At 55.6% G+C, this 14,701-nt stretch carries 10 protein-coding genes and 1 pseudogene; all 11 read left to right on the plus strand.

The window, feature by feature from the left end:
- A pseudogene (locus tag PBA01S_RS22960) lies at nt 1-201 on the plus strand (putative polysaccharide biosynthesis protein); the annotation flags it as partial.
- Between the two features lie 127 nt (nt 202-328).
- On the plus strand, nt 329-1,825 hold the full coding sequence (gene yabN / locus PBA01S_RS12600; RefSeq protein ID WP_028539642.1) for a bifunctional methyltransferase/pyrophosphohydrolase YabN: 1,497 nt from the start codon (nt 329-331) through the stop codon (nt 1,823-1,825).
- 195 nt (nt 1,826-2,020) lie between these two features.
- Nucleotides 2,021-2,293 carry an HU family DNA-binding protein gene (locus PBA01S_RS12605; protein ID WP_009226339.1) on the plus strand — a complete coding sequence of 91 codons (273 nt, stop codon included), beginning with the start codon at nt 2,021-2,023 and terminating at the stop codon, nt 2,291-2,293.
- Nucleotides 2,293-2,574, plus strand: coding sequence for an RNA-binding S4 domain-containing protein (locus PBA01S_RS12610; protein ID WP_016314696.1), 282 nt, complete (start codon nt 2,293-2,295; stop codon nt 2,572-2,574). The genes PBA01S_RS12605 and PBA01S_RS12610 overlap by 1 nt, the downstream gene beginning before the upstream one ends.
- A gap of 482 nt (nt 2,575-3,056) precedes the next feature.
- A complete protein-coding gene (gene hydE, locus PBA01S_RS12615; RefSeq protein WP_127576101.1) occupies nt 3,057-4,115 on the plus strand; it encodes a [FeFe] hydrogenase H-cluster radical SAM maturase HydE in 1,059 nt (352 codons plus the stop codon).
- 100 nt (nt 4,116-4,215) lie between these two features.
- The gene (locus PBA01S_RS12620; RefSeq protein ID WP_127576102.1) at nt 4,216-5,208 is read left to right on the plus strand and encodes a 2-oxoacid:acceptor oxidoreductase family protein; all 993 of its coding nucleotides are present in this window, start codon (nt 4,216-4,218) and stop codon (nt 5,206-5,208) included.
- Nucleotides 5,209-5,269: 61 nt separating this feature from the next.
- Complete coding sequence (locus PBA01S_RS12625; protein ID WP_127576103.1) at nt 5,270-7,561, plus strand: thiamine pyrophosphate-dependent enzyme; 2,292 nt, start codon at nt 5,270-5,272, stop codon at nt 7,559-7,561.
- Between the two features lie 37 nt (nt 7,562-7,598).
- A complete protein-coding gene (gene nuoE, locus PBA01S_RS12630; RefSeq protein WP_016314692.1) occupies nt 7,599-8,102 on the plus strand; it encodes an NADH-quinone oxidoreductase subunit NuoE in 504 nt (167 codons plus the stop codon).
- Nucleotides 8,103-8,118: 16 nt separating this feature from the next.
- Complete coding sequence (nuoF, locus tag PBA01S_RS12635; protein ID WP_218027442.1) at nt 8,119-10,005, plus strand: NADH-quinone oxidoreductase subunit NuoF; 1,887 nt, start codon at nt 8,119-8,121, stop codon at nt 10,003-10,005.
- A gap of 18 nt (nt 10,006-10,023) precedes the next feature.
- Nucleotides 10,024-11,760, plus strand: coding sequence for an NADH-dependent [FeFe] hydrogenase, group A6 (locus tag PBA01S_RS12640; RefSeq protein ID WP_127576104.1), 1,737 nt, complete (start codon nt 10,024-10,026; stop codon nt 11,758-11,760).
- Nucleotides 11,761-11,803: 43 nt separating this feature from the next.
- Nucleotides 11,804-13,240, plus strand: a complete 1,437-nt coding sequence (hydG, locus tag PBA01S_RS12645) for a [FeFe] hydrogenase H-cluster radical SAM maturase HydG (protein ID WP_127576105.1) — start codon at nt 11,804-11,806, stop codon at nt 13,238-13,240.
- Nucleotides 13,241-14,701 lie beyond the last annotated feature (1,461 nt).

The raw sequence follows: 14,701 nt of genomic DNA on the forward strand, positions 1-14,701 counted from the left end.
CTGCGCCTCGCCGCCGCCGAGCTGCCTATGGGCCGCGGGGTAGCTGCGGCGGTGAGCCTGCTCGGCGTGCTGCTTGGCGCAGCGGTGTTCGTTGCAGCCGTGCTGCGCACCCGGCTGCTGAGCGCGGCAGAGCTGAGCGCCCTGCCGCGGGTCGGCCCGAAGCTGCTGACGCTGCTTCGGAAGCTGAGGCTGCTGCCATAGCGCTTCGCCTTGGCGTAAGGGCCGTACGAAGTTGAACTTTGCGGATGTGACGCAGAAAATTTCAGTTTGACCGCCAGCAATGGTATAGTAATAACATGCTGAACGGACAGGGAGTGAAAGGCATAACATGAGCGCAACCATTACGGTAGTCGGCCTCGGCTCGGGAGATCCCGACCGGCTGACCTTAGGCAGCCTGAAGCGGCTGCAGGAGGCGGGAGAACGTTACGTCCGGACGAAGGACCATCCGGTGGTGGATTGGCTGGAGGAGACGGGCGTTCATTTTACTTCGTTTGACGAGGTGTACGAAGCGAAGGACGATTTTCCTTCCGTTTATGAGGAGATTGCCTCCAGACTGTTGGCGCGGGCCAAAGCAGGTCAGGAGGGAGAGCATATCGTGTACGCCGTTCCCGGGCATCCCCAGGTGGCCGAAGCGACGGTGAAGCTGTTGCGGGAGCGCTGTCCGGAGCAGGGAATCTCGCTCGATATCATTGGCGGGGAGAGCTTTCTGGACGAAGCGTTTGTTCGCCTGGGCTTTGATCCGATCGAAGGATTCCTCCTGGTAGACGCCTCGGAGGTTCGAGGGGAAGCGATTGACCCAAGACGGCATACGCTAATTGGACAAGTCTATGACCAGATCACCGCTTCAGAAGTCAAGCTGGGGCTGATGGAGCTGCTGCCTGACGATTATCCGGTCGTTGTGGGACATGCCCTTGGGGTAGCGGGCCAAGAGCGGATCGAGCGCGTTCCGCTGTTTGAGCTGGATCGGATTACGGGTTACGGGAACCTGTCCCTGGTCTATGTCCCAGCCAGCGAGGACGATACGCTGCGTAACCGCAGCTTCCAGCGGCTTCATGAGATCGTGTCGATATTGCGCAGCCCGGGCGGATGCCCATGGGATCGCGAGCAGACGCATGAATCGATCCGCAAAAATCTCATCGAAGAAACCTACGAGGTGCTGGAGACGATCGACGACGACGATCCCGACCACATGCGCGAGGAACTTGGCGATCTGCTGCTGCAAATTATGCTCCACTCTCAGATGGAGGAGGAGACGGGCACTTTTACGGTGTATGACGTCATCCAGGAGCTAAATGAGAAGCTCATTTACCGTCATCCGCATGTCTTCGGGAATTTGAGTGCCGAGGATGCTGAAGCCGCGCTTAACAACTGGGAAGCGATGAAGGCCGAAGAGAAGAAACGCAAAGGCCTCCAGCCGGAGCGCCAATCAGTCATCAGCGGGGTGCCGCGCGATTTGCCGGCTTTGATGAAGGCGTACAAGCTTCAGAAGAAGGCGGCCAAGGCCGGATTCGACTGGGAGGACATCGACGGGGTATGGTCCAAGCTGGAGGAAGAGATCCGCGAGCTGAGGGAAGCCGTCGCGCAGAAGCAAGATGCCGAGGCGCAGGAGATGGAATTGGGCGACGTATTGTTCTCGGTGGTGAATGTGGCTCGCTATATCGGGGTGGATCCGGAGCAAGCCCTCTCGCGGACGATCCGCAAATTCACGGAGCGGTTCCATTATGTGGAGGATCGGCTTCGTGATCTGGGCAAAACACCTGGCGACAGCACATTAGCTGAAATGGACAAATTATGGGACGAAGCTAAGTCGAAAGAACGGGAATGATGGGAGAAAAGGACTAAATTTCAGTTTTTTTGCGAAAAAAGCAAAAAAAGTTCCCTGAGAGTGCAGGATTTTTCAAATCAAGCAAGAATACTCTTACAAAGATAACCATCTGGTGCTTGGTAGGCTTGAAGGCAGGCCTGAAGCCTATAGTGCCAAGGTATCACCTATTTCTTTAATTATTGGGAGGCATTATTAATGAACAAAACAGATCTGATCAACAACATTTCCAGCAAAAGCGGTTTGACGAAAAAAGACGTTGAATCCGTATTGAATGGTTTTCTCGGTGAAATTACCGATGCACTGGCTAGCGGTGACAAAGTTCAACTGATCGGCTTCGGTACGTTCGAAACTCGCAAACGCTCCGGTCGTACGGGCCGTAACCCGCAAACCGGCAAAACAATCGAAATCCCAGCTTCCACTGTTCCAGCATTCAAAGCAGGCAACAAACTTAAAGAAGCTGTAAAATAATGCGTCTCGATAAATTCCTGAAGGTATCACGGTTGATCAAGCGGCGCACCGTGGCGAAGGACGTCTCCGAACAAGGCAGAGTTCTGATCAACGGGCGCGAATCCAAACCGAGCAGTACGGTGAAGGTGGGCGACGAAATTACGGTTCAATTCGGCCAGAAGCTGGTGACCGTGCGCGTCGAACGTCTGGTCGAAACGACTCGTAAGGAAGAAGCTGCTTCGATGTATACCTTAATCAAGGAAGAGCCGATCGCCAAAGAGACCGGTCTGGACTGGTCCTGACATAGTGACGCTCAGAGCGTGCTCCGTTTCTTCGGGGCATGCTCTTTTTTTTACCTCACAAGAGTGTAAAAAAAGTCCTAGTCAAACTGTGAATTCATGGTAATATAGTAAATACACTTCTTAGAAAACTCCTCTGTGTCAACCTCATGTCGAAATCATCGACGCTGCGCACGCGGCACACATCCACGAATCACAATCGCACCTAACGATCAAGCAACTTTCCATCGAACGAACCATCGAACTAACCATCTTCGGATCATCAAGCCACCAACAGACGCTGTAACCATCCCACTTAACAACAGACCTATCGTCGCTTAAGGTCGCAGCTCACTATGAAGAAACCGGGGTGATTCAATCAACGAAGAAAATTTAAAACGCTTACAAAGTGAAAATATTCACAATTATTTCGTTCATCATTTTTCACGACAGCCATAGGGTATACCAAGGTCCATAATCCAGTCTTTCCAAAGGATGATTGCCTGATGAAACAGCTCGTGCACAAGCTCTATGCGCGGGGAGAGCTCTCCAAGGAGGAGCTCGTCGATCTACTGGAGCATATGGATGTCGAAACGCGCAAGGAGCTCTTCCGATTGGCCCGTCTAAGGCGGGAGCAGGCTTACGGGGACAAGGTGTATATGCGCGGTTTGATTGAATTTTCGAGCTACTGTCGGCGGAACTGCTTGTATTGCGGACTGCGGGCGGGGAATCGCGTGGCGGAGCGTTATCGGCTCAGCCCGGAAGAGATTCTCGAGTGCTGCCGGGAAGGATACGAGCTGGGCTTTCGCACGTTTGTGCTCCAGAGCGGGGAAGACCCCTGGTATACAGCCGATCTGCTGGCATCCTTAATTCGAGACATCAAGGGCGAATTTCCGGATGCAGCCATCACCTTATCCATCGGCGAGCGGGAGGCGGACACCTACCGATTGCTGTATGAAGCGGGGGCGGATCGCTTTTTGATGCGTCATGAAACCGCTTCCCGGAGGTTGTACCAGGAACTGCATCCTTTGATGTCCTTTGATCACCGGCGCCAATGTTTGGAGACACTGCAATCGATCGGCTATCAAGTGGGAGCAGGCTTTATGGTCGGGTTGCCCGGCCAGACGGCGGAGGATTTAGCGGAGGACTTGATCTATCTCCGAACGCTCAACCCGGACATGATTGGCATCGGCCCGTTTATTCCCCATGACAAGACGCCGCTTGCTCAGGCGAAGGCCGGGTCGCTGGAGGATACGCTGGTGATGGTCGCGCTGGCCCGCCTGTTCCTTCCCGAAGCCTTAATTCCCGCGACAACCGCGCTTGGTACGTTACACCCGGAAGGAAGGGAGTTGGCGCTGAAGGCCGGGGCCAATGTGGTCATGCCCAATCTGTCACCCGTTGCCGTCCGCAAGAAATACGCTTTGTACAACAACAAAATCTGCACGGGTGATGAATCCGCCCAGTGCAGGCATTGCCTTGAGCTCCGGATTGAAGCCGCGGGCTTTTCCGTAGATATGGGAAGGGGGGACAGCCTGAAGGCGCTGGCAAGCCGCCGTCATGCTTAGTCATCGTTGCACAGAAGTCGGTTGAGTCAAGAGATGAGGCATTTTTATTTCGTTATTATTCGTGAATTATTTCACAAAAAACGTAGAGGAGACATGGCGAATGAGCATATTGACCAAAACCAATGACCTTGGCTTTTTTGAAATTCGGCTGGAATCTATCGGCGGGCTCGGCGCCAACCTGGCCGGGAAGATGCTGGCGGAATCCGGGGTGCTTGGGCTCGGCCTAAATGGAGCAAGCTTCTCGTCTTATGGTTCGGAGAAGAAGGGCTCCCCGGTGAAGAGCTTTATCCGCTTTTGCGAGCCGGACGTGGAGATCCATGACCACAGTCCAATCGAGGAACCCCACGTCATCGGCGTGTTCCACGAAGCGTTGCACAAAACGGTAAATGTCCTAAGCGGCTTGAAGCCGGACGGAATCGTATTGGTGAACTCAACCCGCGATTTTGAGGAAATTCGGCGCGACCTGATGTTCCCTTACGGGACGCTCGCTGTGGTGGACGCGATGGGGATTGCCATTGACGAGCATACGAAGGTGAACACCTCGATGCTGGGGGCGTTGTTCCGGATATGCGATTTTTTGGATCCAGATTCGATGCGCGAAGTGATTCAGCATACATTCCAGAAAAAATACCCGCACTTGGTGGAGCCCAATCTGCGTACGTTCGACCGGGGGTATCATGAGGTGCGCTTCCAGACGATCCCGGCTCCCGAGGGGGTACAAGGGATACAATTCGAACGGCCGCAGCCGCTGCTCGGCTATAAGACGCAGGCTCTGGGCGGCATCATCCGGGCGCAAGGCAATAGTCTGCTGAAGGATTTGAGCGGGTCCCGGCAGGGGTTTGTACCGGAGTTGGATCCAGACAGCTGCATCCATTGTGCCAACTGCGACTCGGTTTGTCCTGATCTGTGTTTCGTGTGGGAGACCGGGGAGGACAAGAAGGGGCGTCCGCAAATGTTCTTGAGCGGCATCGACTATCAATATTGCAAAGGTTGTCTGAAATGCGTGGAAATCTGCCCAACGGGGGCGCTTAGCATGCGTCGGGAGGAGCCGGGATATGCCGACAGCCAGCGCGTTGCTCACGTCTTTCAGTAGAGTTTTTTCCAAGGTCAAGGTGTATGGAACTCGCAGAAGAGCCTAAAGGAGGACTTTATCGATGTCTATAACCGAAGAGAAAATCACAAAAATGACGCTGGCGGAACAAACGACGGCCTTCGAATCAGGCAATGAGGCGGCAGCTATGGCGGCGGCTCAGATCAACTACCATGTGATGGGGTATTTTCCGATCACCCCGTCCACGGAGATTGCCCAAATTCTAGACCAGAAAAAGGCGCAAGGCTTGCATGATATCCAACTGATTGCGGCGGATGGGGAGCACGGCTCGGCGGGGATCTGTTATGGGGCCGCGCTCGCTGGGGCTCGGGTGCTCAATGCGACCAGCGCCAACGGGTTCATGTACATGCTCGAACAGCTGCCGGTCCAGTCCGGAACGCGGTTCCCGATGGTGCTGAACTTGGTGACGCGTTCGATCAGCGGTCCGCTGGACATTCGCGGTGACCACTCCGATTTGTATTTTGCGCTGAACACCGGCTGGTTGATCCTGACGGCGAGCACCCCGCAAGCAGCCTACGACATGAACATCATGGCGCTGAAGTGGTCGGAACATCCAGAGGTTCGGCTGCCAGTGATCGTTGCCTATGACGGGTTCTTTACGTCCCATCAGAAACGGAAATTAAGTTATTTCAAAGACGCCAAGACGGTTCGGGCGTTCGTAGGGGATACACCGCCGGTTGGATTTGATCACGTCGTTGATCCGGCGCAGCCGATTTCGGTTGGTGCGCATATGAACGGCGACGACCTGTTGAATAACCACTACCAGCTGGACTTGGCTCAGGAGCGTGCGGCCGAAGTGTATCAACAAATCGCTGCTGAATTTAAGGCGATGTCGGGACGTGACTACCCGGTGCTCGAACTGTATCAAATGGAAGATGCGGAGGTCGCTTTATTTCTGCTGAACTCGGCGGCGGAAACGGCCAAGATGATCGTTGACAAGCTGCGGGCGCAGGGGGTTAAGGCGGGGCTCATTCGGCCCAACGTCATTCGGCCCTTCCCGGCGGAGGAGATCCGCACCGCGCTGCGGGGCGTCAAAGCGCTGCTGGTGGGCGAACGCGCTGATTCCTACGGCGGTAAAGGCGGCAATATGACGCATGAAATCCGCTCCGCGCTGAAGTTGGATCCGGCGAATCAAACGATTGTGTTGTCCCGCGTGTTTGGTCTGGGCGGCAAAGACTTCTATCCGGATGAAGCGGAAGCGTTCTTCAACCTGGCTATGGAGGCGATGAACCGAGGCGAAGCCGCGGTACCGTTTGATTATTTCGGGCAGGTCCCCGGCGATCCGGTGCACGAACTCAGACCGATCTTGACGCCGCAGCATGGCGATGCCTTTAACAGCGGGCTGATTCAAGTGACGCCGGATGAGGCGACCGGCAAGCTGAAGGTGAAGGTGCCGCCGCTGCGCAGTCTGACAGCGAAGCCGAAGCGGCTGGCGCCGGGCCATGGGGCATGTCCGGGTTGCAGCGCGATCTCTTCGTTGGAGCTGTTTTTCAAAGGGATTGAAGGCGATGTCGTTACGTTGTTTCAGACCGGCTGCTCGTACGTTGTGACGGCTGGCTATCCTTATACTTCGCATAAGCAAACGTTCATCCACAACCTGTTTCAGAACGGGGCTGCCACCGTGGCTGGCGTCGTTGAGGCGTTCTGGGAGCGGAAGCGCCGCGGGGAGATCGATGTTTCGGATAACGTGACCTTCGTCATGGTGACCGGTGACGGCGGGATGGACATCGGTATGGGGCCGGCGATCGGCTCGGCGCTGCGGAACCACAAGATGATTATTTTGGAATACGACAATGAAGGATACATGAACACGGGCTCGCAGCTCTCCTACTCCACGCCGCTGGGGCATCAGACCAGCACGTCCGGCGTCGGCAAGGCACAGAAAGGGAAAGCATTCCATCACAAAGACACTCCGCAGATCATGGCGGCGACCAATATCCCGTACGTGTTCACCGGGGCGGAAGCCTTCCCTCAGGACTTGATTATGAAGGCAGCCAAGGCGCAGTGGTATGCACAACATGAAGGTTTGGTTTACGGAAAAGTGCTCAGTACCTGCCCGCTCAACTGGCGGTCTGCAGATCAGCTCGGGACGAAAATCCTGCAAACGGCGGTAGACTCCTGCTTCTTCCCGCTGTACGAAATCGAGCATGGCGTCACGAACATCACTTATAATCCGGAGGCGAAGAACAAGCGGATCTCACCGCAGGAATGGTTGAAGCTGATGGGCAAAACGAAGCACATGCTGCATGACCAGGAGCTGCTCGATGCCTTTGAGGAAGAGGTTAACCGGCGTTGGGAACGGCTTAAGCTGAAGCACGAAAGCCCGCTGCTTTAAGGTCAGCATTCGTTTGATGAAGGGAGAGTAAGCGAGGATGGAAGAGACTTGTCGTTGTGCGAAGGACGAGGAGCGGCTGCAACGGGTGGAGGAAATCATCAATCAGTTCCGCCAGCTGCCGGGTGCGTTGATTCCGGTGCTCCATGAGATTCAGGATATGTACGGCTATCTGCCGGAGGAAGCGCTGCAGATCGTATCGCGGGAGCTGGGCATGTCGATGGCTGAGATTTACGGGGTGGCGACGTTTTACTCGTTTTTCTCGCTGGAGCCCAAGGGAGAGCATATCATCCGCGTCTGCATGGGGACAGCTTGTTACATTAAGGGCGCACAAGGCGTACTGGATCGCCTGAGTCAGGAGTTGAACGTTCCGGTTCAAGGGACAACGGCCGACGGAAAATTCACGTTGGAAGCCACCCGTTGTCTGGGAGCTTGCGGTTTAGCCCCGGTCATGACCATCGGAGAGAAGGTGCATGGCCGGCTGGCCCCCAACGAAATACCGAAAATACTGAAGCAAATGCGCACGCCTGTACAGACGCATTAGAAGGGATGGTGGAACGATGAAAACGTTGTTGGATCTCGAAGGCATTCGAACGGCGCAGCTTCACCGCCTGGTGCGACGGAAGCTGGGGAAGGTTGAGGCGGTCGACGGAGGCGTTGCCGAGCGTTCCGTTATGATATGCGGCGGTACCGGCTGTACCTCTTCGGACTCGATGTTCATTGCGGAAGCCTTCGAGCAAGCGGTGGCTGCCCAAGGGATTCAGGACAAAATCGAGATCGTCCGGACGGGCTGCTTTGGGCTGTGCGAGCTGGGGCCGGTCGTGATCATTTACCCGGAGGAGGTGTTCTACAACCGGGTGAAGGTGAAGGATGTGGCAGAGATCGTCGACAAGCATCTGCTTCAGGGCAAAATCGTCAATCGCCTTGTGTACTCACAGTCGTTGGAGAAAGACGGGCGGATCAAACCGCTGCATGAGGTTGATTTCTTCCACAAACAGCAGCGGATTGCGCTGCGGAACTGCGGGACGATTGATCCGGAGGACATTGATGAATATATCGCCATGAATGGATATAAGGCGCTGCATAAGGTTCTGACGACGATGGAGCCGGCGCAGGTCGTGGCCGAGGTGAAGGCGGCAGGCTTGCGCGGACGCGGAGGAGGCGGTTTTCCGACTGGGGTGAAGTGGGAGACAGCGGCGAAGCAGCGGGCGAAGCCCAAATATATGATTTGTAATGCTGATGAAGGCGACCCGGGCGCATTTATGGACCGCTCCATTCTGGAAGGCGATCCGCACTCTGTGCTGGAGGGCATGGCGATCGCCGGCTACGCCATCGGGGCGAATCATGGCTTCATCTACGTACGTGCGGAATATCCGATCGCCGTGCGCCGGGTGCAGGCGGCGATTAAGCAGGCCCGGGATTATGGGTTGCTGGGAGATGACTTGTTTGGAAGCGGCTTTTCTTTTGACATTAGCGTTCGTCTGGGAGCCGGGGCGTTTGTCTGCGGGGAAGAGACCGCGCTGATGAACTCCGTCGAAGGCAAGCGCGGCATGCCAAATCCAAAACCGCCGTTTCCGGCCGTCAGCGGGCTATGGGGGCAGCCAACGGTGATCAACAATGTGGAGACGCTGGCCAACGTGCCGATCATTCTGCTTGAGGGCGCTTCGTGGTATGCGAGCATCGGGACGGAAAAAAGCAAAGGCACCAAGGTCTTCGCCTTGGGCGGCAAAGTCGTCAACACCGGGCTGGTAGAGGTGCCGATGGGGGTTACGCTGCGCGATGTGATTTACGAAATTGGCGGCGGGATTCCCGGCGGCAAAGCGTTTAAGGCGGTGCAGACCGGGGGGCCGTCCGGCGGTTGCTTAACGAGCGAGCATCTCGATCGGCCGATCGATTACGATACGCTGCTGAGCTTGGGGTCGATGATGGGCTCGGGCGGTATGCTCGTGATGGACGAAGAGACGTGTATGGTCGACGTGGCCCGATATTACCTTGATTTTACGCGGGACGAATCGTGTGGGAAGTGCGCGCCTTGTCGGATTGGCACCAAACGCCTGCTGGAGATTTTGGAGAAAATCACAGAGGGCAAAGGGACGATGGAGGATCTGGAGGCGTTAGAGGACCTGTCCGAGCAAATTAAGGCGGCTTCGCTGTGCGGGCTTGGCCAAACGGCGCCGAATCCGGTGCTGTCCACGCTGAAGTATTTTCGCGAGGAATATCTTGCCCATGTGGTCGATAAGAAGTGCCCTGCCGGTGTGTGCCGCTCGCTGATTACGTACACGATCGATGAGGAGAAATGCCGCGGCTGTACCCTCTGCGCCCGGAAATGTCCGGCGGAAGCGATCTCGGGCGAGATGAAAGAGCCGCATGTCATCGATCCGCAGCTGTGCATCAAATGCGGAATTTGCTTCGACAGCTGTAAATTTGAAGCGATCTATAAGAGCTGAAAGGGGGAGAGTTCGAGCATGGATACGGTGAAATTGTGGATTGACGATATCGAAACGGAAGTGCCGAAGGGAACGACGGTGCTTCAAGCTGCCCGCGGATTAGGCATTCATATTCCTACCCTCTGTCATCTGCAGGGCATGAACCATCCGTCCAGTTGCCGCGTCTGCTTGGTGGAATCGGGCCCCCGCCTGATCGCTTCGTGTACGCTGGTGGCCGAGGACGGCATGCGGATTCGGACGAATACACCGCGGGTGCGGAAAGCCCGCAAAACGACGGTTGAGCTGATTCTGTCGGATCACCATCGGGAATGCCTCACCTGCCTGCGCAGCGGAACCTGCGAGCTGCAGGAGGTGGCGAATCAGATTGGGGTGCGTGATGTGCGATATGCGGGAGGCCAAGCACGGTCGACGGTTGATTTCTCGTCGCCGTCGATCGTGCGCGACACATCCAAATGCTTGCTGTGCGGCCGGTGCGTCTCGGTGTGCAGCGAGGTGCAGACTGTGGGGGCCATCGGGTTCATGAACCGCGGGTTCAATACAGTGATTGGGCCGGCTTTGGGGCGGCCGATCGGCGAATCGGTCTGCGTCAACTGCGGTCAATGCATCATGGCTTGTCCGGTTGGCGCGTTGCAGGAACGGGAGAATGTGGGCGATGTATGGCAGGCGATCGCTGATCCGCATAAATTCGTTGTTGTGCAGACGGCGCCGGCGGTACGCGTTGCCTTGGGCGAGGAGTTTGGGATGCCGATCGGCACGCGGGTGACAGGCAAGATGGTTGCCGCGTTGCGCCGGCTGGGCTTCAATAAGGTGTTTGATACCGATTTTGCAGCCGACTTAACGATTATGGAGGAGGGCACCGAGCTCGTGCATCGGTTGGCCACCGGGGAGAACTTGCCGCTGATGACCTCCTGTTGCCCAGGCTGGGTGAAATTTGTGGAGCATTTCTTTCCGGATATGAGGGGGAACCTCTCGAGCTGCAAATCGCCGCATGAGATGGAAGGGGCAATGATCAAGAGCTATTTCGCCCAAATGATGGGGATCGATCCGGGGAACCTCGTGGTGGTGTCGATCATGCCGTGTACGGCGAAGAAGTTCGAGGCGCAGCGCGAGGAGCTGGCTCACGAGTCGTTCCCGGACGTCGATTACGTGCTGACAACCCGGGAGCTTGCGCGGATGATCAAAGAGGCGGGGATCGATTTTGTGAACCTGAAGGGTGAAACATTCGACAACCCGTTTGGCGAAGCCTCGGGAGCTGGCGTGATCTTCGGTGCCACCGGCGGGGTGGCCGAAGCGGCGCTTCGCACCGTGTTCGAGCTGATTGCCGGCGAAGAGCTGGAGACGGTGGAATATACCGCTGTGCGCGGAATGGACGGCATCAAAGAGGCGATGGTGGAGCTGCCGGACGGGCGGGTGATCCGCACGGCGGTAGTGCACGGGCTTGGCAATGCCCGCAAGCTGATGTCGATGATCCAGTCCGGTCAGCGCCAATACGAATTTATCGAAGTAATGGCTTGTCCGGGCGGTTGTATCTGCGGCGGCGGGCAGCCGATCGTTGGCGCGAGCCTGCGGGATACTCTCGACGTGAAGGCTGCTCGTGCCAAGGCAATTTATGATGAGGACGAAGCGTCTACGGTGCGCAAATCGCATAAGAACCCGTATATCCAGCAGATTTATCGCGAGTTTTTGGAGGAGCCGAACAGTCACAAGAGCCATCAGTATTTGCACACGCACTATTTGGTGCGCTCCCGTTATTAAGGGATTCAGAAGTGATTACGGCATCTTACAGGGAGGGATGGGGATGAGCAGGTCAGAGCAAAGGCAGGCGGCGGACTTCATCCGGGATGAGACCATTGTGTCAGCGCTCGCTTACGGGTCAAGGCTAGCCCGCGACCGTAAGAAGGTGCTGGCGATTCTGGAGCGTGCCCGGACTGCCAAAGGCATCCGCGCAGACGAGGCCGCTGTCCTGTTAAATGTAGAGGACGATGTGTTGCTAGAGGAGATCTACCATGCAGCTCGCGAGGTGAAGGAACGCATTTACGGGAATCGGATTGTCTTGTTCGCTCCTTTATACGTCAGCAACTATTGCGTTAATAATTGCGAGTATTGCGGCTATAAGCAGTCGAATAAAGACATGGTTCGGCGGCGGTTAAACCGGGAGGAGTTGATTCGGGAAGTCGAAGTGCTGCAGCAACTGGGGCATAAGCGGCTGGCGCTGGAGGCCGGAGAGGATCCGGAGCATTGCCCCATCGATTACATCCTGGAATGTATTGAAACGATCTACTCCGTGAAAGTCGATAACGGGAGTATTCGCCGAGTTAATGTCAATATCGCCGCGACGACGGTGGAGGATTATCGCAAGCTGGCGAACGTCGGGATCGGCACGTATATCCTATTCCAGGAGACGTACCACCGTCCAACCTACAGCCGCATGCACCCCAAAGGGCCAAAACGCGACTACGACTGGCACACGACGGCGATGGACCGCGCGATGCAAGCTGGGATCGATGATGTTGGCGTTGGAGTACTGTACGGGCTGTATGATTACAAATACGAGACGATCGCGATGTTGATGCATGCCGAGCATCTGGAAGCCACGTATGGCTGCGGGCCTCACACGGTTTCTGTCCCTCGCCTGCGGGCGGCGGAGGGCGTAGATCTGAACAGCTTCCCGTATCTGGTGAGCGATCATGAGTTCAAGAAGATCGTGGCTGTGTTACGGCTCGCGGTGCCTTATGCCGGCATGATCTTGTCTACCCGCGAGGATTCGAAGTTCCGCGACGAGGTCATCAAGCTGGGCATCTCCCAGATCAGCGCAGGCTCGTGCACTGGCGTCGGCGGCTATACGAGCACGTACGGCGGCGAGGGCCAAGGAAGGACATGCGGCGATACCGCCCAGTTCGAGGTGGGCGATCACCGCTCGCCGCTGGAGATGATCAAGTCGCTGTGCCGGGATGGCTATATTCCGAGCTACTGCACCGCTTGTTATCGGGAAGGGCGGACGGGCGACCGTTTCATGCGGCTGGCCAAATCGGGCCAAATTCACAACATCTGCCATCCGAACGCACTGCTCACCTTGCAGGAGTATTTGCTGGATTACGGCGATGATGAGGCCCGGGAGATGGGCGCAACGCTCATCAAAAACAATCTTCGCCGCATCCCTAAAACCTCCGCCCGCGATGCAACGATCAACCGCCTTCAGCGCCTCCAAGAAGGCGAGCGGGATTTGTACTTCTAGCAGCCTGGCCTTTAGGAAAACCAAAAACCTTCAATGCCACCTTAGCGGATGGCGTTGAAGGTTTTTTGGCGCTAAGGGCGGATCAGCTGCGCAAGAGCCCCGGCTGATGCTTTATGAGGCATGCTGCCAGTGGGCGGGCGTTAGTGGCTGTCGCCTGCTGCCTTTCAGCTAACGCTAGAAGCAGCTGACAGCGTGCGGCGAACGCTTTCTGCCTGTTTCTCTCCGGCTGACCGTTTATTTCGCCGGGCTCTCCCCTGGCTAACGCTTGCCAGAGCGCTTATTTGGGCGAAAAGAGGGGAATTTCAATTCTAACGCTTGTCAGGAAGCTTATATGCGTCAAATGACCTCGTTTCGAGGGCGTAACAGGTAAATAAGCTCTCTCACAAGCGTTAGATTCTCAGCAGCCCCGTTTTGGGCGAAATAGCGTTGCTGGTAAGCGTTAGAGGTGCGGTGCGCTGTGGTTACCCCAATAGTGTTGCTGACAAGCGATAGAGTTCCGGGGCCGTGGTTGTTAGTGACCCGCCTGCTGTCTATGGTGCTGTTGTCTCTGTTTTGGTGCTTCTGTTGTCGCTACCGTTGTTGCTATTTCGCTACTACTGTCGCTAACGGACTCCAAATTCGTTACACTAGTTACCTTCACTATAGTCTCTACCTTCACCAACGCTGTTACTACTGTCACTGCTGCTGTTTCTACCGTTGCTCTTCCCGTGTGTCCTTGTTGTTGCTAATGCTAATGTAGTTACTCTGTAGTTACTTCGCGAATTTCTCTATGCCAATGATTGACGCCGACGTCGCGTAAGTTACTTTTTGCAGATACTAATTACTACGGATAACCATTACTAATTACAACTACTACTAGCTGCAACTGCTCCTAACTGCTCCTAACTGTGCCTGACTGCTCTTATTGGTTCGATTTCCTCCTAAATGCGTCTAGCTGCTCCTAATTGCGCGCCTAAAAGACACTAACTTCCAGAGTCCAGAAACTACTAATAACTGCTCCAAGCTTCTGTTTCCTCTTACTTGCGTCACCAATCATGCTAAACCGGTCCAAACTGCGCCTAATGTGCCTAACAAAGCCTAATTGTGCCTAACTCTGCCAAACTCCTAATACACATTACAGAGCTGTGACGTCTGGGGCTCCTGCATATCTTGCTTTCGGAGTAACTATTTTGCTTGTTCGCTTGCTTTCGTCTGCCGCTCCCCTTGGCTAACGCTTGCCAGAGCGCTTATTAGGGCGAAAAGAGGGAAATTTCAATTCTAACGCTTGTCAGGAAGCTTATTTGCGTGAAATGACCTCATTTCGAGGGCGAAATGGGCAAATAAGCTCTCGCATAAGCGTTAGATTCTCAAATCCCTCGTTTTGGGCAAAATAGCGTTGCTGGTAAGCGCTAGAGGTGAGGCGCGCTGTGGTTACCCCCATAGCGTTGCTGGTAAGCGTTGGAGGTGCGGGGACCGTGGTTG

The organism is Paenibacillus barengoltzii NBRC 101215 (assembly GCF_004000745.1).
Taxonomy (GTDB): Bacteria; Bacillota; Bacilli; order Paenibacillales; family Paenibacillaceae; genus Fontibacillus; species Fontibacillus barengoltzii.